Origin of the sequence: Amycolatopsis sp. DSM 110486, from assembly GCF_019468465.1 — a bacterium.
Taxonomy (GTDB): domain Bacteria; phylum Actinomycetota; class Actinomycetes; order Mycobacteriales; family Pseudonocardiaceae; genus Amycolatopsis.
The window spans coordinates 7,939,210-7,961,428 of sequence record NZ_CP080519.1 but is presented as its reverse complement, the minus strand read 5'-3'; the positions used below and the strand labels follow the sequence as shown (position 1 = coordinate 7,961,428).

The window sequence follows — 22,219 nt, the reverse complement described above, 5'->3', positions numbered from 1 at the left end:
GTGGCGATCACCGAAACACGGCTCGGCCCTGAAGTCCACCACCGCCTCTTCACCCACCCCACCGTCGCGCCCGGTGTGGGTGCAGACCAGGCCGACGCCGGCCTGCGCGGCCACGACGGCCAAGTCCGGGTCGTAGCCGCCCCAGGTGTCGTTGATCAGGTCCGCGCCGGCGGCGCAGGCTTCGCGCGCCAGGTGTCCACGCTGATGACGACGTCGGGGTGCTCGGCGCGCACGTTCGCGACGAAGTCGACGATCCGGCGGATCTCCTCGGCGGCGGTGACCCCTTCGCCGGGCGCGGCCTTCACCCCGCCGATGTCGACGATCTCGGCGCCCTCGGCCACGACCTGGCGCACGCGGTCGTACGCGGCCTGCTCGTTCCAGGTGGCGCCCTTGTCGTAGAAAGAGTCCGGGGTGCGGTTGACGATCGCCATGGTGAGGAACTCCTCGCCCGTGAACTCGTGCCGTCCCAGCCGGATCCCCGGCGCGCGGTCAGTGAGCGGTGGCGCGGACATCGGAACCCAGAGCGTGGACGAACCCGTCCGGCACCACGACGTCCTCACGGCTGAGGTCGTGAACGGAACGGTGGCCGAGGGCGAGCAGGGTGGAGTCGATGCCGTTGCGCAGGACGTCGAGCACGTTCTCGACGCCGGCCTGGCCGTTCGCAGCGAGGCCCCAGAGGTAGGCGCGGCCGATGAGCACGGCGCGGGCGCCGAGGGCGAGGGCCTTGACGACGTCATTGCCGCGGCGGATGCCGCCGTCGAGCAGGACTTCCACGTCGGAGCCGACGGCGTCGGCGATCGCGGGCAGGGCGCGGATGGTGGCGGGGGTGCCGTCGAGGTTGTTGCCGCCGTGGTTGGACACGGAGATGGCGCTGACGCCGGCGTCGACGGCGCGGCGGGCCTCGTCGACGCGGATGACGCCCTTGAGCAGGAACGGGCCGTCCCACTGCTCGCGCAGCCAGCGCACGTCGTCCCACGTGGGCGGGGTGGTCTGCATCCACTGGCCGTACGCGCCGAAGAAGGTGGGCGCGGTGCCGCCGGGCGGGGTCATGTTGGGCACGGACAGGTCGGGCAGCCGGCGGGTGCGGGCGTAGCTGTAGAGCCAGCGCGGGTGCCGCAGGCTTTCCGGCGCGAACCGGAGCAGCTCGCGCGGAGTGAGCTTGTCGGGGATGTGCGGGCTGCCCCAGTCGCGGCTGTGGGAGAACGACCAGTCGAGGGTGAGGATGATGCCGACGGCTCCGGCCGTGCGGGCGCGGTCGAGCCGTTGGAGGATGTCGTCGCGCGTGCCCGTCCAGTAGACCTGGAAGTAGGTGTTCGGGTTGGCGGCGACGACCTCCTCGATCGGCTTGCTGCCGAACGACGACAGGCCCATCGACGTGCCGCGCGCGGCGGCGGCGCGGGCAACCGCGACCTCGCCGTCGGGGTGGACCGCCTGCACGCCGGTGGGCGAGATCACCACGGGCAGGGCGACGTCGCGGCCGAGCACTGTCGTGGCGAGCTCGCGCTGCGCGGAGTGCCCGGCGGTGCGCGGGGCGAAGCGCAGTTCGTCGAACGCGCCGAGGTTGTCGGCGAGGGTGAGGCCTTTTTCGGACCCGGCGAGGAGTGCCGAGTAGACGGAGCCGGGCAGGCGTTTTTTGGCCCTGCGCTGGGCTTCGGCGACGGATTCGAACCAGGTGCTGCTCATCGGTTTTCCTTGCGGTCGATGCGGAGAGGACGCCACGCGACGCGGACGCGCAGGGGCGCGGCCGTGCGGTGGGTGAGGCAGCCGGCCCAGACGCCGGCGCCGTAGGCGAGGTCGTCGGCGACCGCGGCGGCGCTGTAGCGCACCGGGTCGAGGTCGGGGCGGCGGGTGAGCCAGCTCGCGAGGGGCGGGCCGAGGAGCAGGGACGCGGCGGCCAGGCGGTGGCGACCGCCGGCGAGCAGCACGGCGACCAGGGCCGGCGCGGCGTACTGCGTGGTGTAGCGGCCGGCGCCGAGCCAGGTCTGGTGGACGGCGGTGGCCATCGCGCGGGTGACGCCGTCGGTGGGAATGTCGCCCTGCTGAAGGGTTTTGCGCATGCTCAGCACCGCCCCGGCGAATCCGGCGGCGGCGGCGAGTGGCTTCCTGGTGAGGAGGCCGGCGACCGTGAGTGTCGGCCAGGGGTGCAGGACGAGCGGTGCCATCGCGTCGGGATGCCGTTGGGTCAGCGGCGCGGCGGACGTGCCGTAGCGGAAGCGGCGCGACAGCAGTCCGCGCCAGGTGGTGGGTTCTTCGTGATCGACGAGGACGGACGGGTCGTAGCGCACGCGCAGGCCGGCGGCGTGCAGGCGCCAGACCAGGTCGACGTCCTCACCGACCCGCATCGCCGGGTCGAACACCGCCCCGCCCTGGGCCACTGCCTCGAGGGCGGAGCGGCGGGCCACGAGTGCGGCGGTCGGGACGTAGGACACCCGGGTCCCCGGCGCGACGCGCGCCTGCTGGTCGCCGAGGTCGAGGCTGCCGGCGGCGCGGGTGTAGCGGCCGGCCGTGGTGTCGGGCGCGAGAGGGCGGATCCGCGGCGCCACCGCGGCGAGCAGCGGGTCGGCGAAGTGGGCGGCGAGCCGGTCTGTCCATTCGGGACGGGGGACGCAGTCGCTGTCGAGGAAGGCGACGAGCTCGGTGGTGACGTGGTCGAGCGCGGTGTTACGCGCGGCGGCGGGACCGCCGTTGCTGTCGCGGCGCACCAGCTTCGCCCCGTGCGCGGCCGCCACGGCCGCGATCGCGGCCGGGTCGGCCGAGGCGTCGTCGACGACCAGGACGGGGTGGGCTCCGTCGAGCCCGGCCAGGCACCGAGCGAGCTCGTCCGCGCGGTCGTGCACTGGGACGACCACTGTGAGGTCCGGCGGGTTCCGCTGAGGTGGCGGCACGGGGTGCGCAAGGCCGGCGTCGGTGAACCGGCGCGCCAGTGCACCGGTCGCCGGTGAGTCGACCGGGCCGTTTTCGAGGGTGCGCCACGCTTTCTGCCCGGCGGCCGTCAGGCGCAGCACGCGGGCCGGGGAGCCGCCGAACCACAGGGCGCCGGTGAGCTGTTTGGTGCCGGGATCGAGGACGACACGGAAGCCGTGTGGCAAAGGCTCGGTCACAGGGCCAGCCCTCCGTCCACCGGTACGACCGAGCCCGTCATCCCGCTGCTGTCCGGACCGGCGAGGAACGCCAGCACCGCGGCGACTTCGTCCGGGTCCAGCAGCCGGTCCATCGGCTGCTGAGTGGCGAACGCGGCGGCCGCGGGCAGGTCGTAGAGCCGGGCGCTTTCGGCCAGGATCGGGGTGTCGGTGGAGCCCGGGCTGACGGCGTTGGCGGTTACCCCGGTGTCGCCCAGTTCCACGCCGAGCGCGCGGACGAGCCCGGCGACACCGGCTTTGGCGGCGCAATACGCCGCGAGCATGGGCAGCCCCCGCGTCGCCGCGGCGGAGGCCACGGCCAGGAACCGGCCCGAGCGTGGCGCCGGGCGGCGCAGCAACGCCGGGATCGCGGCGCGCGCGAGGTTCACGACGCCCCGGAGGTCGATGTCGAGCACAGCGTCTTCCTGCTCCTCAGGAACTTCCCACAGCGGAACGCCACCGGCGATCACGCCCGCCGCCGCGATGACCGCGTCGAGGCCGCCCCAGCGTTCTTCGGCTTCGGAGACGGCGGAGGCCAGCGCGGCTCGGTCGCGAACGTCGGCGACGCGCGCCACGACGTTCGGGTGTTCGGCCACAGTGGACAGTTCAGCGAGAGTGCCCATCCTGTAGGGCAAAGCCGGATCGTCGGCGGCGAGGTCGACGGCCAGAACGGCCCAGCCGTCCGAAGCCAGCCGCCGGGTGGTCGCCGCGCCGATGCCGCGCGCGGCGCCGGTGACGAGGGCGACGCGGGGGCTCACGAGGCCACCACCGGAAGCCAGGCCGCGACGTGCGCGAGGAGCTGAGCAGTCAACGTATCCAGCAGCACGTGGCCTTCGGCCGCCGTGGCTCCGGTCGGGTCGCCGAGGACGCCGGTGTCCGTGATGGCCCGCACGCCTCCGGATCGCAGCAGCGGCAGCACTTCACTCAACGGACGCCGGTCCCCCGCGACGGCCCGCTCCATGCGCACCGCGGCCGGCCGCAAGACGAGCTGCAGAGCGGTCTCCGGAGCACCGGCGTGAGGCTCGCCGCTCCAGCGGGGCTGGAAGACGGAGACGTCGCGGGATTCCGACCTCAGCGTGGCGACGGCGCGGGCGACCGGTTCCGCGTTGCCGCCGTGCGCGGACACGAACAGGACCCGGCCGAACGTCTCCGTGGCCGACCGGCCCAGTTCGACCAGGAGCAGCTCGGTCGCGGCCTGCCCGATGGACAGCGTGCCGGCGAAACCGGCGTGTTCGCCGCTGGACCCGTACGCGACCGCGGGCGCGATCAGGACCTCGGGCCGCGCCGCCGCGAGCGCCTCGCACAGCGCGAGGGCGATGTCGGTATCGGTGGACAGCGGCAGGTGGGGACCGTGCTGCTCGGTCGCGCCGATCGGCACCGCGAGGACGGCGCCCGCCGCGGCGCGCCGCGCGACCTCCGGGAACGGCAAGTCGGACAGCTGCATCTCAGTGCCCGAACCCGGCCAGCGGGCTCTCGTCGCAGGCGCGCTCCGGCGGGCGCCGCAGGCCGATGGTGACCGGCACCGGGCCGGTGCGGCGCCGGGAGGGGGCGCCGCGGTGCGAGTGGTCCAGCGACGGCTTCGGCGCGCTGCCCGGCGCGACCCCGGCCAGCGCCAGTTCCCCCTGTCCCCGCACGCATTCCGGGTCGGGGCCGTCGAGCGGCAGGCCGGTGAAGAACTTCGCCGCCATGCAGCCGCCGCGGCAGGAGTCGTACGCGGAGCACGACGTGCACGCACCCCCGGTCTGGGGACTGCGGAGCTCGGCGAACAACTCCGAATCCCGCCACACGGGGGCGAACCCGCCGTCGGAGCGGATGTTGCCGGCGAGGAACGTGTCGTGGATGGCGAATGGGCAGGCGTAGACGTCGCCGACCGGGTCGACCAGGCACACCACACGCCCGGCGCCGCACAGGTTCAGCCCCGGCAGGCCGCCGTCGCCGTAGCCGGCGAGATGGAAGAACGAGTCGCCGGTGAGCACGTTGTCGCCGTTGGCGACGAGCCAGTCGTAGAGCTCGCGCTGCTGGGCGGCCGTCGGGTGCAGCTCGTCCCAGACGTCCGCGCCACGGCCCGAAGGACGCAGCCGGGTCAGGCGCAGCTGGGCACCGTGGCGATCGGCGATGGCCTTGAACGCATCCAGCTGCCCGGCGTTCTGCCGGGTGACCACAACGGACACCTTGAAGTCTGCGAAACCCGCGTCCCGCAAGCGTTCCATGGCCCGCACCGCGGTGCGGTACGAACCCGGGCCGCGCACGGCGTCGTTCACTTCCTCGGTGGCACCGTCGAGGGAGATCTGCACGTCGACGTAGTCGCTCGTGGCGAGCTTGCGCGCCACCTCGTCGGTGATCTTGATGCCGTTGGTGGAGAACTTCACGCCCACGTGGTGCTCGGTCGCGTAGTCGACGAGCTCCCAGAAGTCCGGGCGCACCGTCGGCTCACCGCCGCCGATGTTCACGTAGAAGACCTGCATCCGCTCGAACTCGTCGATCAGCGCCTTGCACTCGGCCGTACTCAGCTCGCGCGGATCCCGCCGCCCGGACGAGGACAGGCAGTGCACGCACGACAGGTTGCACGCGTAGGTCAGCTCCCACGTCAGGCAGATCGGCGCGTCGAGCCCGTACTGGAACTCCTCGACCAGCGACATCACACACTCCTCGGGCGGATCATCCGCGAAGCGGCCAGCGTGGCCAGCGCACCGCGATAACGGGGCAGCTCGGCCGGGGCCACGCCGGCTTCCGCGCAGGCCGCGCGGGCGGTCGCCTGCTCCGGCAGGGCTCGCACCACGGCCAGCAGCGTCGGGTTCTTCAGGAAGGACAGGCGGCGCGTGCCGAAGTGGTACAGCAGCGCGCCGAACCGCTCGGGCCGGACGGACACCTGGGCGTCGAGCTCCCAGGCGCCATCCAGCTCGAACGGCGCGGGGTCAGTAGACACCGCACATTCCGTCGATCGAGACCTCTTCGACCAGCAGGTCTTCGGCCACGTCCGTGGCCTCGACCTCGGCGGTGGTGTCGTCCATCAGGACCTCCTTCGATTTTCGTCACCTCGCGACGAATATCAGGGAGAGTAACGTCACCGCGTGACGAAAGACAAGACTCCCGACGAACGGTCACCCGATGAGCACTGACGCCCCCGCCCCTCGCGCCTCCCGCCGCGGCCGGCCGCCGGGCACGAGCGCCCGCGAGCTCGAGGTCATCGCCCTCAGGCTGTTCACCGAGCAGGGTTTCCACGAGACCACGGTCGAGGAGATCGCGTCCGCGGCCGGCGTCACCAAGCGCACGTTCTTCCGCTACTACGACACCAAAGCCGACGTGCTGTGGAACGAGTTCGACCACGAGGTGGCCACGATCCGGTCGCTGCTCGCCGCGGTGCCCGAAGACCTGACCGTCATGGAGGCCGTGCTCCGCGCCGTGCTCGAGGCCAACCACTACAGCGCCGAGGACGTGCCGGAGCTGCGCAAGCGCATGAGCCTGATCAGCACCATCCCCGACCTCGCCGCCAGCGCCACCATCCACTACGACGCCTGGGAACGCGCCGTCGCCGATTTCGTCGCCCGGCGCACCGGCCAGCCCACGGACTCCCTCTACCCGCTCACCGTCGGCCGTTCGGTGCTCGCCACCTGCCGCGCCGCCTACGAGCGCTGGTCCGCGCGCGCCGACGCCGACCTCACGGTGTACCTGGAGGCCGCCCTGAAAGCCCTGGCCGCCGGGTTCGCCGACCCCGTGCTGACCACCGAGCCCGATCCGCCGGCCGAGCGCGTGTGAGGCGTGCCGAATCCGGCCCGGCACCAGCGGAAACACCCCTATACTCGGCGCCTGTGATCGACGTCCGACCGCCGGCGCCGGAACGAGCTCGGGCGTTCCTGGACGACCGGAGACCCCCGACACCCTGCCTCGTGATCGATCTCGACGCGGTGCGGGAAAGCCATGACCGGCTTCGCGAGGCGCTGCCCGACGCGCGGATGTACTGCGCGGTGAAGGCGAACCCGGCGCCGGAGATCGTGCGGTTGCTCGTCCGGGCCGGCGCGGGCTTCGACGTCGCGGGCCGCGAGGAGATCGAGCTCTGCCTCGCCCAGGGCGCACGCCCCGAGCTGATCTCGTACGGCAACACCGTGAAGAAGGCCCGGGACATCGCGTTCGCGTTCCGGGCCGGGGTTCGCCGGTTCACGTTCGACAGCGCCGAGGACCTCGCCAACCTCGCCGAGCACGCGCCCGGGTCGACGGTGTCGTGCCGCGTCCTCGTGGACAGCTCCGGCTCGCAGACCCCGTTCGGGCAGAAGTTCGGCTGCGCCCCGGAGATGGCGGTGGACCTCCTCACGCGGGCCGCCGCCCTGGGGCTGGACCCGGAAGGCGTCGCGTTCCACGTCGGCTCGCAGCACCTCGACCCGCGGGCCTGGGAGGCCGGGGTCGCCACCGCCGCGAGGGTGACACGCGAGGTGGCGGCGCGCGGTGTTGCGTTGCGCGGCTTGAACATCGGCGGCGGGCTGCCGGGCCGGTACACGACCACGCCCCCGCCGCTCGCCGAGTACGCGGCGGCCATCCGGGCGTCGATCGCGCGGCACTTCCCCGTCGCGCCGGACCTCGCGTTCGAGCCCGGCCGGGCGGTGGTGGCCGACGCCGGGCTGATCCGCAGCGAGGTCGTGCTGGTGTCGCGCAAGTCCGTGACCGACGAAAAACGCTGGGTGTACCTGGACATCGGCCGGTACGGCGGGCTGGCCGAGACCGAGAACGAGGCCATCGCCTATCGCCTGGAGACCGCGCTCGACGGAACTCCCGACGGCCCGGTCGTCGTCGCCGGTCCCACGTGCGACGGCGACGACGTGCTCTACCTTCGCACTCCGTACCGCCTGCCGCTCGGGTTGACGGCCGGTGACCACGTGGACATCCTGAGCACGGGCGCCTACACGCAGAGCTACTCGTCGGTGTCGTTCAACGGGTTCCCGCCGTTGAAAACGTACTTCGTCGGCGGAGAACCCGAGGAGATCGGCGAGTTCGCCGGCCGGCACGTGCTCGCCGAGTTCTCGGGTGTGGCGGCCGAACTGCTCGACGACGTCGAATTCCTGTGCGAGAGCCTGGCACGCGCGTTGCGCAAGGCCGGCGCGACCGTGCGTGAGGTGACGTCCACGCGGTTCGACCCGCAGGGGGTGACCGTGGTCGCGTTGCTGTCGGAATCGCACGCGTCGATCCACTCCTATCCCGAACGCGGGTCGGTGTTCGTCGACGTGTTCACGTGCGGGCGCCGCGCGGACCCCGAACTGGCTGTGCAGCTGTTGCAGGACATGCTCGGCGCGACGGCGGCCAGGACCAGCACCATCCACAGAGGACAGGACGCACGGTGAACATCACGGAATCGGTCGGCGCGGGCCTGACGCGGGCCTGGCAGGTCTCGGACGTGCTCGTCGACACCCGCACCGACTACCAGCACCTGGTGATCGGCAAGACCGCCCAGGGCATCTCGTTGTTCTGCGACGACGAGCGGCAGAGCACCGAGCTGAGCCAGCTCGTCTACCACGAGGCCCTGCTCGTGCCCGCGCTGCTGCTGGCCGCCCAGGTGAACCGGGTGCTGGTCGTCGGGTCGAGCGAAGGTGTGGTGTGCCGGCTCGCGGTGCAGGCGGGCGCGTCGGTCGTCGACCACGTGGACATCGACGCTCAGGCGGTGCGGCTGTGCGCGCAACACCTGCCCTACGGCTATTCGGCCGCCGAGCTGGCCGCCGCCGAGCGTGGCGACGGCGCGATCCGCGTGCACTACGCCGACGGCTGGGAATTCATCCGCGCCTCCACCGAGAAGTACGACATCGTGGTGGTCGACCTGCCCGACGAGCAGGACGGCACCGACGCGCAGCACAACCGCTTGTACGGCACAAATTTCCTGCGGCTGTGCCGGAACCTGCTCACCCCCGGCGGGGTGGTGGCATACCAGGGTGGCTGCCCGACGCTCTGGCGCAACTCGACGCTCGTGAAGTGCTGGCACCGGTTCACGGAGACGTTCCCCTCGCCGGTGTACTTCGGCTCGGACGAGCACGAGTGGGCGTTCCTCTTCGGCACCGAGCTCGACGCGCCGGTGGACACCATGGTGCGGCGCTGGGCGACCCTGCCGTACCGCCCGGAGACGATCAACGAGCCGACCCTGCGCGGATCCACGGTGCCGCCTCTCAGTCTCCGCCGCTGATCGGCTGGTGCTCCCCCGCGCGCGCCGTTGACGCTGGCCACGAAGTTCATGCGTGTTGACGGCTCGGTCAGACCCCCCGAAGAGCAGCCCCCCGTCCTGGTCGAGGCACGCGACGGCGTCCAGATCATCACCATCAACCAGCCCTCGCCCGCAACGACGCAGCCACTCGGGGAATCGCCGCCGCGGCCGGTTCGTGCGCCGCGAGAGTAGTAGCGACGAGTACTCACACCGGTGGGGTCACAACCTCAGGAAGTGCGGCCCGCGCCCTCCGTCATGGTGCGCCGCAAGCGTTCCCGCTCGCGCTCGTCCGCCACGTCGGTCCGAGGTGGGCGAGGGAGATGGCGGCTGCCCGCGGCCAGCACGAACCGGGGCCGGTGCAAGGTCGACAGGTCTTCGGTCGGGTCACCGGCCACCGCGATGAGGTCCGCGCTCAGCCCGGGAGCCAAGCGGCCGGTGACGGTGGACAGCCCGCAGACCGACGCGGCGACTTCGGTGGCGCTCGCCAAGACGCCGCGGGGCGACATGCCGGTTTCGGCCAGCAGGTCGAGGCCGTCGGCGTAGCGGTCGAAGTGGACGAGGGGGATGCCGGCGTCCGTGCCGGCCACGATGGTCGCGCCGAGGGCCACCAGCCGGCGGAGGTTGTCGAGCACGGTGTCGCGTTCGTCCCAGGGGCAGAAGTACTCCGCGGCGGTGCAGGCGGAGTTCATGGTGGGGCTCACGGCGATGCCGCCGGCGACGATGCGGGCCGCGATGGCCGGGTCGAAGCGGGTGCCGGTGCGGGTGACCCAGCCGCAGTGTTCGATGCAGTCGACGCCGGCCGTGACGGCGCGGTCGATGCCTTCCACGCCCAGGGCGTGGGTGGTCACCGGGAGGCCGAGTGCGTGGGCCTCGGTCACCAGCGCGGTGAGCTCCGCGGTGGTGTAGCGCGCTTCCGACGGGTGGCTGCCGGGGGTCATGAACCCGCCGGTGGTCATGACCTTGATCAGGTCGACGCCCTCCTCGGCGTGGCGTCGCACCCGCATGCGCAGCTGGGCGACGCCGTCCGCGGCGCCGCCCATGGACTCGGCGTGGCCGCCGGTCACGGTGATCGGCGCGTTCGCGGCGAGGATCCGGGGCGCCGCCTCGGGCAGGGTCGGCAGGAGGTCGCGGATCTCGGTGCCGAGGGTGCCGGGTGCGCCGAGGTCGCGGGCGGTGGTGACGCCGGCGTCCAGCAGCCGCCGGGCGTTGGCGATCATGCGGTGGCGCAGGGCGTCCTCGTCGTCCGGCCCGGCGAGGGTGACGGCGCCCGCGGCGGGGTCGAGGGACAGGTGTACGTGGCAGTCGATCAGGCCCGGCATCAGCGTCGTGTCGCCGAGATCGGTGGCGTCGTCGGCGCGCGGAGCCGAAGCACGTGGCCCGGCGTAGGTGATCAGCCCGTCCTCGACGCACACCGCGGCGTCCTCGATCAGCGGCGCCGCCGAGTCGGTCAGCAGCCGGGCGGCCGTGTAGATCCCGGTCATGCCGACCGCCGGTACTCCGCCAGCGCCGCGCAGAACTTCCCGACGTCTTCGCTGCTGTTGTAGTAGTGGAACGCGGCCCGCAGGATCGACCCGCGCGGCGACGTGACGATCCGCCGCTCGGCGAGGAACCGGCCCAGCGCGTCGGGATCGGCGTCGACCAAGGCGACCTGCGGCCCAGGGCGGGCGTCGGGCATCGGGAGGCTCAGCACCTCGCCCGCCTCGGTCAGCCGCGCGGTGGCCTCCTCGACGAGGCTCGCCACGTGCCGCCAGCGGGCCGCCGGGTCCACCTCGGCCAGCACCTGAAGCCCGGCCTGCGCCGCGTACACCGCGGGAATGCCCGGGGTGCCGGACTCGAAGCGGCGCGCCGCGGCCGGCCCGTCGAGCGCGACCGGGTCGAAGCCGAACGGGTCGGTCCGGCCGAACCAGCCGGTCATCGTCGGCCGCTGCTCGTCCTCGACGCCGGCCCGGGCGTACAGCGCGGCGACGCCGGGCAGCCCGAGCAGGTACTTCAGCGTGCCGGTCACCAAGTAGTCGCAGTCGATCTCGGCCACGTCGACCGGCACGACGCCCGTCGCCTGGTACGCGTCGACCAGCACTCGGGCACCGACTTCGCGGGCCAGCTTGGCGATCTCGTTGACCGGCTGCAGCGAACCGTTGGTGTAGAGCGCCAACGGGATCGACACCAGCCGCGTCCGCTCGTCGATCTGCGCGCGGTAAGCCTCCACCACGCCGTGCTCGCGCATCGACGCGTCGTCGACCCAGCGCATCTGCCCTTCGCCCGGGCGGCACGCGTGCAGCACCTGGCCGACGCTGGGGAACTCGGCGGCCATCGACACGACGACGTCTTCCTCGGCGAAGCGCAGCGCCCCGACAGCCTGGTACGCGGCGTGCGAAGCCGAAGGCACCAAAGCGATCTCGTCCGCGCTCGCGCCGAGGAACGCCGCGATCGACGTCCGCAGACGCTCCACTTCGGACATCCACGGTCCCCACGGCGCTCCCTGGTCGCGCAGCAGGTACGCGAACTCGGCCAGCGCGGCGGTCACCCTGGTGGCGATGGCGCCCTGGCTGCACGACGCGAGGTGCGTCGTGTCGACGAGACTGGGGAACTGCTCTCGGAACCGCTGCGGGTCCACGAGTCACCTCCGTGCGCAACTTGTGGTCTTGGTCAGTCACAGTGAACATGCGAAAGCCTGGCTGCGCAATACCCGGGATTGCCGGTTGACGGAGCAGGGGCGATCACCCACACTGATGCGAATTCATCACAGCTGAACACCTCGCCGTGTCCCCTCAGGAGCGCCCATGTCCGAACCCAAGGCCCCGGCCCGCCGCCGGCGGCACTGGTTACTGCTGCTGGTCCCGTTCGTCTGGTGCATCGCCGCCATCCCGCTGGCCAACCGGGTCCATTACCTGTTCGGCTCGATCCCCTTCCTGCTGGTGTGGATGACCCTCGGCGTGCTCGCCGGGTCCGCCGCCATCGGCGCCGTCTACGTCATCGATCGCCGCAACGGCGATCTGGATCGGTTCTAGGAGCACGCGATGGCCCTGATCCTGGCGTTGGTGATCGCGGTCGGCTCGATCGCGTGGGGCACGGTCGCCGCGGCCCGCGGCCGGAAGATGAACCTGCAGGAGTGGTCGGTCGGGAGCCGGCGCTTCGGCACCTGGCTGTTCTGGTTCCTGATGGTCGGCGAGACGTTCACGACCTTCGCGCTGCTGGGCGCGTCCCAGAGCGTGTTCAGCAACGGCGCGCCCGGCTACTACGTGCTGGGCACCATGGTGCTCACCGCGGCCGTGGGCTACTGGGTGGTGCCGCGGATCTGGCGGGCGGGCAAGCAGCACGGCCTGGTCACCATGGGCGACTACTTCACGACCCGGTTCTCCGCGCCCTGGTTCGGCGGCCTGATCGCGGTGTTCGGCATCATCTCGTTGCTGCTCTACGCGCAGGTCCAGCTGACCGGACTCAGCCTCATCCTGGGCAGCCTGTTCGGCGACAGCCTGCCGTCACTGGCCTACGTCGTCGCCGGCGGCGTGCTCGTGGCGGCGTTCGTGCTCGTCGGCGGGATGCGCAGCGCGGCGTTCACCGCGGTGGTCAAGGACGTGCTGCTCATCGCGGTGCTGCTGGTGATCGCGGTCGGCGCGGCGAGCGCGGCCGGGGCGAGCGGGCCGCTCGGGGTGTTCGACGCCCTCAAGGACACCCAGCCGCACGCGGCCACGTTGCCCGGCATCAAGGGCACCGCGGCGACGAACACGTGGTGGTGGATGAGCTTCCTGCTGATCACGCCGCTCGGTTCGTTCGCACTGCCGCACATGTTCCAGGTGTCCTACACCGCCAAGGACGTGGCGACGATCCGGCGCAACCAGGTGATCCAGCCGCTGTACTCGCTGTTCTACGTGCTGATCGTGTTGATCGCGCTGGCCGCGGTGCTGGCCCTGCCGAACCTGCCCGACAAGCAGGCCAACGCGTCGCTGCTGATCTTCGTCCACGACAACTTCCCGAGCTGGGTGATCGGGCTGCTCGGCGGCGCGGGCATCCTCGTCGCCCTCGTGCCGACCGCGGTGCTCGTGCTCACCGCCAGCAGCCTGTTCACTCGCAACGTGGTGGGCGGCATGTCGAAGAAGCTGGCCGGCTCGCTCACGATCTCCCGGGCCGGCGTGGTGGTGTTCACCGCGATCGTGGTGCTGCTCGTGGCGCAGAGCAGCTCGAAACTGCTCAGCATCATGACCAACGTGTACAGCGCCGTCGGGCAGCTGGCGCCCGCGCTGTTCCTCTCGATGCTGTGGCGGCGGGTCACCGCGGTCGGGCTGGCGGCCGGGGCGGTGTGCGGCGGGCTGATCGTCGGCGTGCCGCAGCTGAGTGCGCTTTTCGCGCACACGGTGCCGCCGGGCACCGTCATCGGCCTGCCCGCTCTGGTGGTCAACCTCGTCGTCACGGTGCTGGTGAGCCTGGTGACGCGACCGCCGGCCGCAGCGGCGATCGACGCCGGGACCGGGGACAGTGCTCCTGCCGAGGACCGGGAGCCCGTCGGTGAGGCCGCGCTGCACCGATGAACGCTCCGGGCACCTTCCGGTCCCGGGCGTGCGCGCCCGGGACCGGACACACCACGGCTCGACTGGCCGGCAGACGATAATGGCCGGATGACCATGACTCGGATCCGTGAGTTCCGCACCCTCCGGGGCTTGACCGTCCGCGAGCTGGCGGACCGGGCCTCGGTGTCCACCGGGCTGATCAGCCAGGTCGAACGCGGCGTCACCGACCCGAGCCTGGAGACGATGCGGCGGATCGCCGAGGTCCTCGAGGTGCCGCTGTTCAGCCTCTTCCAGGACGGCGAGCACGACACCGTCGCCGTCATCCGGCGCGAGAACCGGTACCGCATCTCGTCACCGCACCACGCGATCACCTACACCCGCGTCTCCCCCGGCGGCGCGAAGCTCGAGGTGCTCGAAGGCCAGCTGGAGCCGGGCTCGGTGTCGGCGGACACGCTGCGCTCCCACCCCTCGGAAGAGTGCGTCGTGGTGCTCACCGGCCGCCTCACGGTCGAGGTCGGCGACCAGGTGCACGTGCTGAAGACGGGCGACAGCTGCCACTTCGACTCGAACATCCCCCACCGCTTCCGCAACGACGGTCGGACGAGCGCGCGGTTCATGGTGAGCGTGACTCCGCCGAGCTACTGACGAGGGGCTCGCACGTGGAGATCGAACCGCTCGACCCGGCGGCGGCCGGCAGCTCGGTTCTCGAGGGCGTCCACGAGGTGGTCTCGGCCGCCGATCGGCTGGACAAGCCGGGCGCACCGCCGGTGACGTTCGACGCGGCCATCGGCCGGCTCGAGAATCCTCAGCCGAACCTGGGCCGCGCCCTGCGCTGGGTGGCACGCCGGGACGGGCGCGTCGCCGGACTCGCCGCCCTGTACTTTCCGGACGCCGAAAACAGCCATCTCGGCCTCCTGGAGCTGACCGTCCACCCCGAGGCCCGTCGCCGCCGCATCGGCACCGCCGTCCTCAGCGCGATCACGCCGGAACTGCGCGGACGCACGGTCCTGGAGTGCTGGAACGTCACCAAGGGCGGCGCCTGCGTCGCCTTCGGCACGGCGCTCGGCTTCGAGGTGGTCGACGAGACGGTGTTCCAGACGCTGTCGCTCGTCGGCGCCGATCGCTGCGCGTGGGAAGTCTCCCCGGCAGCCGGATATCGCTTGCACACCTGGCACGGCAGCGCGCCGGAGGAACTGGTGACCTCCTACGCCGAGGCGCGGCGCGCGATCGCGGACAGCCCGTTCGGCCGCTCAGCGTACCGGTTTCCGAGGTGGACCGCCGACCGCGTGCGCGAGTCCGAGGCCGACCGCCGCCGGCGCGGGATCGACCACCGGGTGGTCGCGGTGGTACACCGGGGTTCCGGGCGGGTCGTGGGCTTCACGGAACTGCAGCTGTACCCGCATCGCCGCGACCTCGGCTACCAAGGCGACATCGCCGTGCTGGCCGCGCACCGCGGGCGCGGACTCGGTTTCTGCGCGAAGGCGGCCATGCTGCGCCTGCTGCTCGCCGAGCGCCCCGACGTCGAACAGGTCGTCACGTCGACGGCGGCGGCGAACCCTTACATGGTCAACGTGAACGTGGCGCTCGGCTACCGGACCACGCGGGAAACGGTGATCCTCGCCCAGGACACCGAGAAGCTCGCGCGCCGTCGAGCTCAGAGATCGGTGGCCCGCGGATGGTGGGGTTCGTAGATCCCCACCTGACTGCCGCCGGGGAGCCGGAAGCCGCTCAACCGCCCCCACCGCTCTTCTTCGACCGGCGCGCACGTGACGCCGGCGGCGGCCAGATCGGCCAGCGTCGCATCCAGGTCGTCGCACATGAAGTACAGCTCGTGGGACGGCGGGCCGTCGCCGGGGTGGACGGCGAGTTCGGCCGGCGGGAGTTTGAAGATCAGCCAGCCGCCGCCGGCGTCGACGTGAGGGAAGGCGAGAACCTCGCGGAAGAAGGCGCGGTCCGCTTCGGCGTCGTGGCTGGAGACGATCACGTGGGCTCCGCTGATGGGCATGCGGTCACTGTCGCACACCCAGACGCCGGAAGCTGGACTCCGCAAACGATCAGTCCCGCCGGAAGCCCGCGATCATCTCGTCGTGGTCGAGCACGTCGTCGCCGTAGAGGTCCTGAAGCCAGTTCGTCTGGTAGATCGTGTCGAGGTAGCGCTCGCCGAGGTCCGGCGCGATGGCGACGGCGGTGAGGCCTTGCCCCTCGTGCTCGGGGAGCCAACGCATGGCGCCGCTTACGACGGTGCCGGTGGAGCCGCCGAAGAGGAACCCCCTGCGGGCCAGCCGGTGGCAGCTGCGGATGGTGTCGGCCTCCTCGACGGCGATCACCTCGTCCACATAGGACTCATCGAGCAGCGCCGGCCGGACACTCGTGCCGAGGCCGGGGATCATCCGGCGGCCCGGCGCGCCGCCGAAGGTCACCGAGCCGGCGCTGTCCACCGCGACGATGTGGACCGGTCGGGGCCATTCCCGGAAGAAGCGGGCGCAGCCCATGAGCGTGCCCGTGGTGCCCGCGCCGACGAACAGCACGTCGAGTTTCGGGAACTGGCGGGCGATCTCCGGCGCGGTGGTCCGGTAGTGCGCCTTCCAGTTTTCCGGGTTGGCGTACTGGTTGAGCCAGACGTAACGCTCGTCGGAGGCGCACAGCTCACGCACCAGCGCGAGCCGCGCACCCAGGAAACCGCCGTCGGCGGCGGGCTCCGCGATGATGTGCACGCGGCTGCCCAGCGCCTCCATCAGACGCCGGCTGGCCAGGTTGCAGCGCGAGTCGGTGACGCAGAGGAACCGGTAGCCCTTGCTGGCGGCGACCATGCTGAGCGCCACGCCGAGATTGCCCGACGACGACTCGACCAGGATCGAGTCCCGCGTCAGCAGTCCCTGCCACTCGGCGGCCTCCACCATCTCGGTCGCGGCCTTGAGCTTGATCGACCCGGCGAAGTTGAAACCCTCGCACTTGAGGAAGAGAGAATGCCCGAAGATCGACTCGAGATCGACGTACAGCTCTTCCTCGTTGAAGTCCGTGGGATCGGATATCACGGTCACGATGACCCCCTCCCTGGTTTGTCGTCAGCCGTAGCGGCGCAGTTCGTGGAAGAAGTCCGGGATGACGGTCAGCTCGCCGGCCCGGGTCACTTCGTCGTAGACGTACTTGCCCACCGCGAGGTCGAGGACCCCGAGCCCGAACGGCGAGAACACCACCGGCCGGTCGGCCGGCACGGAGACCCGTCCGGCCAGGACGTCGTCCAATGTGCCGTCGAGGAACTCGCGCCCGCCCGTGAGCTGCTCGGCCAGATGCGGCGACGTGCCGGCCTTCAGGCAGTGCTCGACGTCGTCGACGAAGTTCGCCGTGCTCAGCAGGAGCTCCGGCGCGAGATCGCGCAGAGAAACGTGCAGCACCACCGGATTGTGGTCGAACCACGACCGCTCGGACACGTGCGGCCGGCCCGCGACGGTGGCGAACACGATCAGGTCACTCGAGGAGATCAGCGACTCCGCCGACTCGTGGACCGTGATCCGCCCGCCGGTTCCCGATCGCTCGAGGTACCCGCGGAACCCCGCGCCGCTCTCGGCCGACAGGTCGTGCACGCCGATTTCGTCGAACTCCCAGCCGGTGCCGGCCAGGAAAGTGTGGACGTAGCGGGCGATGAGCCCCGTCCCGACGAACCCGACCCGCGTCGGCCGCGCCCGGCCCCGGCTGAGCGCCGCCGCGGCGCACGCCGCCAGAGCGGCGGTCCGCGTGGCGCTGATGATGGAGCTTTCCAGGCACGCGAACGGGTATCCGGTGTCGTGGTCGTTGAGGATCAGAACCGCCGACGCCCGCGGAATGCCGGACTCGATGTTCTCGGGGAAGCTCGAGATCCACTTCAGACCGTCCACTCGCACCTGTCCGCCGATCGAGGCCGGCAGCGCGATGATCCGGGACGCCGGGCGGTCGGGGAACCGCAGGAAGTACGACGGCGGGTTCACCGTGTCGCCCGCGCTGTGCAGCCGGTAGGTGCCCTCCACCAGTTCGACGATCTCCTGCTCGCGCCCCGCGAGCGTGCGCCGCACCTGGCCGCCGCCGATCACGGCGAACGGGGGCACCGCGTTCGGCCCGCCGGTTTCGGCGCGGGCCGGGGTGGGTCGGATCGCGGTCATCTCGCACCCGCTTCGGTACTCGGCGCGAGGTCGGCCCGCCGCACCGGATCGGCCAGCCCGACGAGCACCTCGCGGGACCCCTCGAAGGGCTCCCGGCTGTGCGCGGTCCGGATGTTGTCCACCAGCATCAGGTCCCCGGCCTGCCACGGCTCGCGCGCGGTGTTGGCCTCGTAGACGCGGTTGAGCAGCGCCACCACGTCCTCCCCGATCGGGTCACCGCCCCCGAAGCAGGTGTTGAACGGCAGCGCGTCGGCCCCGTACACGTCGATCAGGTACTCGCGAATCTCGGGATCCATGGTCCACTCGTTGAGGAACGCGACCTGGTTGAACCAGCAGCGCCGGCCGGTGACCGGGTGGTGCACCACCGCGCTGCGCCGCTGCCGGGTGCGCAACCCGCCGTCGGGCTGCCACTCGAACTCGATCGCGTTTGTCCGGCAGTAGTTCTCGATCTCCGCCCGGTCGTCGGTGCCGAACGACTCGGCGACCGTCGCGCCGATCTCGTCGTTGTAGCTGCGGGTGAGCAGCCAGCCCTCCTGCTCGAACCGCTGGACGAGGTCCGCGGGCAGCGCGTCGAGCACGGTCGGCGAGTCCGACACAGCCGTGGCGCCGCCTTCGGTGGGCGCGCCGAGGCAGGCGAACAGCAGCAGACCGGGAACCTCGAGCCGGTAGCTCAGCTCGTGGTGCATGCACATCGGCTGGTTCTGCGGCCACGCCGACGACGAGTACACCCCGGCCGAGTAGACCTCGCGCGACGCGAAGGCCTCGCGGTCTTTCATCAGTTCGGTGGCCAGGCGCTCGAACACGGCGGCGACGTCGGCGGCGTCGCTCAGCCCGAGGCCGCGGACGAGCACGGACCCGTGCTCGTCGACGGCGGCGCGCAGCGTGTCGCGGTGTTCGCTCGCCCAGCCCGGCGCACCGGTGCCCGGCTCGGCCGGCAGCAGCGGAACCCCGCCCGGGCTCAGCTGCACTTCGGCGAGCGATGCCGACGTTGAGGAAACCATGACTTGTCCTTTCGGCTCGAATTCACGTGACGAGCACCGGTTCGGCGGCCCGCAGCACGATCCGCGCGGTCTCGGCCGGGTTGGTGCGCGGGAAGTAGTGGCCGCCGCCGGCGATCGCACGCACCTCGACGTGCTCGGCCAGCAGCCGCCATTCGCCGTGGCGGTCGCGGAAGTCCACGGTGATCGGGTCGTCGTCCGCGGCGACGACGGTGACGGGCGTGGTCAGCTTCTCGGCCGGCGGGTTCGCCAGAGCGGAGGCGAGGTAGCTGTGCGCGGACACGCAGTCGTGCCGGAACGCCGCGCCGACCTGCTCGGCCCGCTGCGCGTCGAGCTCGCCGAGCGCGGGGTCGCCGCTGTCCGCGGCCAGCTCCGCGGCGATCGCGGAGTTGCTCAGCCGGCCCAGCTCGGTGATCGAGGCGCGCCGTTCGTCGGCGTCGCCCAGCAGCTGCGCGCCCAGGAACACCCGCCGCACGTCCACCCCGCGCCCGGCGAGCCGCCGGGCCGTCTCGAAGGCGAACGCGGCACCGGAGGAATGGCCCCACAACAGCACGCCCTTCGGCGCGAGGTGATCGATTTCCGCGACGACCTGGTCGACCACCCGCGCCATCGGCGCGAACGCCTCGCGATCGGCGGCCAGGTCGTGCCCGGGCAGCTCCACGGCGTACATCGCGAGCCCGCTCCCCTGCAGCTCCGAAGCCAGCGGCCGGAAGTTCACCGAGTTGCCCCCGGCGTGCGGGAAGCAGACGAGCACGGCGTCCGGTTCTCCGACCGGCTCGGTGAGCGGCTGCAGCAGCTCGACGGCCTCGGCGCGGGGCTGGTCGGTGAGCAGCGCGGCCTGGTCGGCGAGCACCGGGTGCCGGGTGATCTCGGCGAGCGACACCGCGCGATCCAGGGCGACGGCCAGCTTCACCGCCGAGAGCGACGTGCCGCCCCGGTCGAAGAAGTGGTCGCGCCGGCCGATCTTCTCCGGCGCGAGGCCGAGCACGCCGGCCCACGCGGCCGCCAGCCGCTGCTCGGCGGGTGTCGCCGGAGCGTCGTGGTCTTCTTCGGCGCCTTCGAGCTCCGTCGCCAGCGCGGTCAGCACCAACTTGTCGATCTTGCCGTTGGCGGTCAGGGGAAGCTGCTCCCGCCAATGGAACGCCGACGGGACCATGTAACCGGGCAGCGAGCCGCTCAACCGCGCGTGCAACGTCTCGCCGGGCAGAGCCTCGGCGGCCGAGTAGAACGCCACCAGGTGCTTGCCCTGGCCGTCCCGCTCGGCGACCACCACGGCGCCGTCGCCGACGCCGGGCACACGCAGCAGCGTGTTTTCGACCTCGCCGATCTCGATCCGGAAGCCGGAGATCTTCACCTGGCTGTCGCGGCGGCCCAGGAATTCCAGCCGGCCCCCGGGCATCCAGCGCCCGCGGTCCCCGCTGCGGTACAGGCGTTCGCCCGCCCGGTGCGGATCGGGCAGGAACGCCGCGAGGGTCCGCGCGAGGTCGTTCACGTACCCGCGCCCCACGCACACACCGGAGAACACGATCTCGCCTGGCGCGCCCAGCGGCACCGGCTGCAGGTGCTCGTCGACGACGTAGACGTGCACGTTGTTCACGGGCCGCCCGAGCGGGACCCGGCCGGCGTCCGGTGGCCGGTCCATGACCTCGTGGTTGGTGTCGTCGGAGGTCTCGGTGAGGCCGTAGGCGTTGACCAGCTTGACGTCCGGGTACGCCGCGAACCAGCGCTGCACCAGCTCCTTCTTCACTGCCTCGCCGGTCACCGACACGCACCGCAGGTCCGGCAGCGGGCGCGGATGACTCTCCACAAAGGACAGCACGGCTTCCAGGTAGGACGGCACGACCTGCGCCACCGCGACCCGGTCCCGCGCGAGCCGGTCGACGAACCGCTCGGCGTCGAGGATCACCTCCTGCTCGACGAGCAGCGTCCGCCCGCCGACGAGCAACGGCGCCAGCAGCTGCCACAACGAGATGTCGAAGCACTGGGGCGCGGTCTGCGCCACGACCTGTCCCTCGGCGATCCCCAGGTCGTCGATCTTGGCGTGCAGGTGGTTCAGCATCCCCGCGTGCTCGCACATCGCGCCCTTGGGCTCACCGGTGGAGCCGGAGGTGAAGTAGATGTAGGCGAGCTGGCGCGGCGTCACGTCGATCCCGAGGTCGGTCGAGGACCGGTCCTCCGCGCAGGCCGCCTCGATGTGCAGCCGCACCGCGCCGGGCAGCAACTCCAGCGCGTGGTCGAGCGTCTCGCTGCTGCCGCGTTCGGTCAGCACCAGTTCGCAGCCGGCCCGCCGCAGCGTCTTCGCGATCCGCTCGGGCGGGAAGTGCGGTTCGACCGGCAGGTACACGCCACCGGCCTTGAACACGGCGAGCACAGCGGTGAGCCAGCCGAGGTTCCGCTCGGTCACCACCGCCACCACGCTCTCCCGGCGCAGGCCGCGGGCGAGCAGCGCCCGCGCGAGCCGGTTGGCCCGCTCGTTGAGCTCGCGGTAAGTCCACGCGTGCTCGCCGTGCACGGCCGCGATCGCGTCCGGGTGCCGCCGCACCCGTTGCTCGAACAGCTCGTGCGCGCGCAGGTCGGGCAAAGGCCGACTCGGTCCGGCGAGCCCGTCGAGCTGGAACCGCAGCTCGTCGGGTGCGAGCAGGCTCTGCGGCGCGTGCTCGGTGTCCGGGGCCGCCACCAGCCGCGCGAGCGCGGCGACGTGGTAGCCGGCGATCCGGGCCGCGGCGGCCGCGTCGAGCACGTCGGCGCGGTAACGCACGTCCAGACGCCTGCGGCGGTTCGCGAACCCGACGCGCAGCACCGTCGTCCCGGTGAGCTCACCGTCGCCGGCGGGGTCGAACACGGTCTCCGTGACCGGGCCGGGCACACCCAGGTCGCGCCGCAGCTCGTCCACCGGGAAATGCCGGTGCGCCAACAACTGCGACTCGGCCCGGTACGTCTCGGTCACCAGTTCCCGCCAGGTTTCCGGCTCCGTCGTCAGGCGGCACGGCACCGGCGCGCCGGCCGGCGTCGCATAGCCGGTCACGACCTCGCGTTCACCGGTCAGCGCGGCGAGCACCCTGGCGTGCGCGGCGAGCAGCACCGCGCTGCCCGGGATCCCCAGCTCCCGCGCCAGCCGGCGCACTCCCGCCGCCACCGGGGCGGGCAGCCGCACGGTCGTCGTCCCCACTCCCGCCCCCGAACCCGAGGTCCAGCGCGGCACGGTCGTGGCCCCTCCGGCCACGAGCACGTCGCGCCAGAACCGGAAGTCCGCTCTCGGTAGCTCTCCCATGTGTTCCCCTCC

The 22,219-nt window shown here is 71.9% G+C and carries 21 protein-coding genes and 2 pseudogenes; 8 read left to right on the top strand and 15 right to left on the bottom strand.

The window, feature by feature from the left end; all coding sequences use genetic code 11:
* Window positions 1-69 precede the first annotated feature (69 nt).
* From K1T34_RS38610 to mftA, 8 genes and pseudogenes are all read right to left on the bottom strand, one after another.
* Window positions 70-431, bottom strand: a pseudogene (locus tag K1T34_RS38610) (dihydropteroate synthase); the annotation flags it as partial.
* Between the two features lie 58 nt (window positions 432-489).
* Window positions 490-1,683, bottom strand: a complete 1,194-nt coding sequence (gene mftD / locus K1T34_RS38605) for a pre-mycofactocin synthase MftD (RefSeq protein ID WP_220239660.1) — start codon at window positions 1,681-1,683, stop codon at window positions 490-492.
* Entirely contained in the window at window positions 1,680-3,101 is a 1,422-nt protein-coding gene (mftF, locus tag K1T34_RS38600; protein ID WP_220239659.1) for a mycofactocin biosynthesis glycosyltransferase MftF, read from the bottom strand. Before mftF ends, mftD begins: the two co-directional genes overlap by 4 nt.
* The gene (locus tag K1T34_RS38595; RefSeq protein WP_220239658.1) at window positions 3,098-3,877 is read right to left on the bottom strand and encodes a mycofactocin-coupled SDR family oxidoreductase; all 780 of its coding nucleotides are present in this window, start codon (window positions 3,875-3,877) and stop codon (window positions 3,098-3,100) included. Before K1T34_RS38595 ends, mftF begins: the two co-directional genes overlap by 4 nt.
* On the bottom strand, window positions 3,874-4,563 hold the full coding sequence (mftE, locus tag K1T34_RS38590; protein ID WP_220239657.1) for a mycofactocin biosynthesis peptidyl-dipeptidase MftE: 690 nt from the start codon (window positions 4,561-4,563) through the stop codon (window positions 3,874-3,876). The genes K1T34_RS38595 and mftE overlap by 4 nt, the downstream gene beginning before the upstream one ends.
* A gap of 1 nt (window position 4,564) precedes the next feature.
* A complete protein-coding gene (gene mftC / locus K1T34_RS38585) occupies window positions 4,565-5,758 on the bottom strand; it encodes a mycofactocin radical SAM maturase (RefSeq protein WP_220239656.1) in 1,194 nt (397 codons plus the stop codon).
* Complete coding sequence (gene mftB, locus K1T34_RS38580; RefSeq protein ID WP_220239655.1) at window positions 5,758-6,045, bottom strand: mycofactocin biosynthesis chaperone MftB; 288 nt, start codon at window positions 6,043-6,045, stop codon at window positions 5,758-5,760. The genes mftC and mftB overlap by 1 nt, the downstream gene beginning before the upstream one ends.
* A complete protein-coding gene (gene mftA / locus K1T34_RS38575; RefSeq protein WP_220239654.1) occupies window positions 6,035-6,130 on the bottom strand; it encodes a mycofactocin precursor MftA in 96 nt (31 codons plus the stop codon). Before mftA ends, mftB begins: the two co-directional genes overlap by 11 nt.
* Window positions 6,131-6,227: 97 nt before the next feature.
* On the opposite strand from mftA, the gene mftR reads away from it, so the two are divergent.
* From mftR to K1T34_RS38560, 4 genes and pseudogenes are all read left to right on the top strand, one after another.
* Window positions 6,228-6,875, top strand: coding sequence for a mycofactocin system transcriptional regulator (gene mftR, locus K1T34_RS38570; RefSeq protein WP_220239653.1), 648 nt, complete (start codon window positions 6,228-6,230; stop codon window positions 6,873-6,875).
* Window positions 6,872-7,996, top strand: a pseudogene (locus tag K1T34_RS53760) (type III PLP-dependent enzyme); the annotation flags it as partial. The gene mftR and the pseudogene K1T34_RS53760, both read left to right, overlap by 4 nt.
* Before the next feature lie 60 nt (window positions 7,997-8,056).
* Window positions 8,057-8,449, top strand: a complete 393-nt coding sequence (speD, locus tag K1T34_RS53755) for an adenosylmethionine decarboxylase (protein WP_255638825.1) — start codon at window positions 8,057-8,059, stop codon at window positions 8,447-8,449.
* Window positions 8,446-9,279: a spermidine synthase gene (locus tag K1T34_RS38560; RefSeq protein ID WP_220239651.1), complete on the top strand. Its 834-nt coding sequence runs from the start codon at window positions 8,446-8,448 to the stop codon at window positions 9,277-9,279. The genes speD and K1T34_RS38560 overlap by 4 nt, the downstream gene beginning before the upstream one ends.
* Before the next feature lie 245 nt (window positions 9,280-9,524).
* Here the strand turns inward: K1T34_RS38560 and K1T34_RS38555 are convergent, their stop codons facing one another.
* Both K1T34_RS38555 and K1T34_RS38550 read right to left on the bottom strand, forming a co-directional pair.
* The gene (locus tag K1T34_RS38555; RefSeq protein ID WP_220239650.1) at window positions 9,525-10,778 is read right to left on the bottom strand and encodes an amidohydrolase family protein; all 1,254 of its coding nucleotides are present in this window, start codon (window positions 10,776-10,778) and stop codon (window positions 9,525-9,527) included.
* The gene (locus K1T34_RS38550; RefSeq protein WP_220239649.1) at window positions 10,775-11,911 is read right to left on the bottom strand and encodes an aminotransferase class V-fold PLP-dependent enzyme; all 1,137 of its coding nucleotides are present in this window, start codon (window positions 11,909-11,911) and stop codon (window positions 10,775-10,777) included. Before K1T34_RS38550 ends, K1T34_RS38555 begins: the two co-directional genes overlap by 4 nt.
* Window positions 11,912-12,077: 166 nt before the next feature.
* On the opposite strand from K1T34_RS38550, the gene K1T34_RS38545 reads away from it, so the two are divergent.
* From K1T34_RS38545 to K1T34_RS38530, 4 genes are all read left to right on the top strand, one after another.
* Window positions 12,078-12,305: a DUF3311 domain-containing protein gene (locus tag K1T34_RS38545; protein ID WP_220239648.1), complete on the top strand. Its 228-nt coding sequence runs from the start codon at window positions 12,078-12,080 to the stop codon at window positions 12,303-12,305.
* A 9-nt stretch (window positions 12,306-12,314) separates the two neighbouring features.
* The gene (locus tag K1T34_RS38540) at window positions 12,315-13,823 is read left to right on the top strand and encodes a sodium:solute symporter (protein ID WP_220239647.1); all 1,509 of its coding nucleotides are present in this window, start codon (window positions 12,315-12,317) and stop codon (window positions 13,821-13,823) included.
* 87 nt (window positions 13,824-13,910) lie between these two features.
* Window positions 13,911-14,447: a helix-turn-helix domain-containing protein gene (locus tag K1T34_RS38535; protein WP_220239646.1), complete on the top strand. Its 537-nt coding sequence runs from the start codon at window positions 13,911-13,913 to the stop codon at window positions 14,445-14,447.
* Window positions 14,448-14,461: 14 nt separating this feature from the next.
* Window positions 14,462-15,493, top strand: coding sequence for a GNAT family N-acetyltransferase (locus K1T34_RS38530; RefSeq protein ID WP_220239645.1), 1,032 nt, complete (start codon window positions 14,462-14,464; stop codon window positions 15,491-15,493).
* On the opposite strand, the gene K1T34_RS38525 is transcribed toward K1T34_RS38530, so the two are convergent.
* From K1T34_RS38525 to K1T34_RS38505, 5 genes are read right to left on the bottom strand one after another with little or no spacing between them, the layout of a single operon-like run.
* Complete coding sequence (locus tag K1T34_RS38525; protein ID WP_255637863.1) at window positions 15,457-15,807, bottom strand: VOC family protein; 351 nt, start codon at window positions 15,805-15,807, stop codon at window positions 15,457-15,459. The genes K1T34_RS38530 and K1T34_RS38525 overlap by 37 nt on opposite strands.
* A 49-nt stretch (window positions 15,808-15,856) precedes the next feature.
* The gene (gene sbnA / locus K1T34_RS38520) at window positions 15,857-16,843 is read right to left on the bottom strand and encodes a 2,3-diaminopropionate biosynthesis protein SbnA (RefSeq protein ID WP_220239644.1); all 987 of its coding nucleotides are present in this window, start codon (window positions 16,841-16,843) and stop codon (window positions 15,857-15,859) included.
* A gap of 24 nt (window positions 16,844-16,867) precedes the next feature.
* Window positions 16,868-17,938, bottom strand: a complete 1,071-nt coding sequence (sbnB, locus tag K1T34_RS38515; protein WP_220239643.1) for a 2,3-diaminopropionate biosynthesis protein SbnB — start codon at window positions 17,936-17,938, stop codon at window positions 16,868-16,870.
* Window positions 17,935-18,939: a TauD/TfdA family dioxygenase gene (locus K1T34_RS38510; RefSeq protein ID WP_220239642.1), complete on the bottom strand. Its 1,005-nt coding sequence runs from the start codon at window positions 18,937-18,939 to the stop codon at window positions 17,935-17,937. Before K1T34_RS38510 ends, sbnB begins: the two co-directional genes overlap by 4 nt.
* Before the next feature lie 22 nt (window positions 18,940-18,961).
* Complete coding sequence (locus K1T34_RS38505) at window positions 18,962-22,207, bottom strand: amino acid adenylation domain-containing protein (RefSeq protein ID WP_220239641.1); 3,246 nt, start codon at window positions 22,205-22,207, stop codon at window positions 18,962-18,964.
* Window positions 22,208-22,219 lie beyond the last annotated feature (12 nt).

What these genes read in the sequence shown, in the direction of transcription:
- mftD (WP_220239660.1), bottom strand. Translation starts at nt 1,683, where the DNA reads ATGAGCAGCACCTGGTTCGAATCCGTCGCCGAAGCCCAGCGCAGGGCC.
- mftE (WP_220239657.1), bottom strand. Translation starts at nt 4,563, where the DNA reads ATGCAGCTGTCCGACTTGCCGTTCCCGGAGGTCGCGCGGCGCGCCGCG.
- mftC (WP_220239656.1), bottom strand. Translation starts at nt 5,758, where the DNA reads ATGTCGCTGGTCGAGGAGTTCCAGTACGGGCTCGACGCGCCGATCTGC.
- mftA (WP_220239654.1), bottom strand. Translation starts at nt 6,130, where the DNA reads ATGGACGACACCACCGCCGAGGTCGAGGCCACGGACGTGGCCGAAGAC.
- mftR (WP_220239653.1), top strand. Translation starts at nt 6,228, where the DNA reads ATGAGCACTGACGCCCCCGCCCCTCGCGCCTCCCGCCGCGGCCGGCCG.
- K1T34_RS38555 (WP_220239650.1), bottom strand. Translation starts at nt 10,778, where the DNA reads ATGACCGGGATCTACACGGCCGCCCGGCTGCTGACCGACTCGGCGGCG.
- K1T34_RS38545 (WP_220239648.1), top strand. Translation starts at nt 12,078, where the DNA reads ATGTCCGAACCCAAGGCCCCGGCCCGCCGCCGGCGGCACTGGTTACTG.
- K1T34_RS38540 (WP_220239647.1), top strand. Translation starts at nt 12,315, where the DNA reads ATGGCCCTGATCCTGGCGTTGGTGATCGCGGTCGGCTCGATCGCGTGG.
- K1T34_RS38535 (WP_220239646.1), top strand. Translation starts at nt 13,911, where the DNA reads ATGACCATGACTCGGATCCGTGAGTTCCGCACCCTCCGGGGCTTGACC.
- K1T34_RS38525 (WP_255637863.1), bottom strand. Translation starts at nt 15,807, where the DNA reads ATGCCCATCAGCGGAGCCCACGTGATCGTCTCCAGCCACGACGCCGAA.
- sbnB (WP_220239643.1), bottom strand. Translation starts at nt 17,938, where the DNA reads ATGACCGCGATCCGACCCACCCCGGCCCGCGCCGAAACCGGCGGGCCG.
- K1T34_RS38510 (WP_220239642.1), bottom strand. Translation starts at nt 18,939, where the DNA reads ATGGTTTCCTCAACGTCGGCATCGCTCGCCGAAGTGCAGCTGAGCCCG.
- K1T34_RS38505 (WP_220239641.1), bottom strand. Translation starts at nt 22,207, where the DNA reads ATGGGAGAGCTACCGAGAGCGGACTTCCGGTTCTGGCGCGACGTGCTC.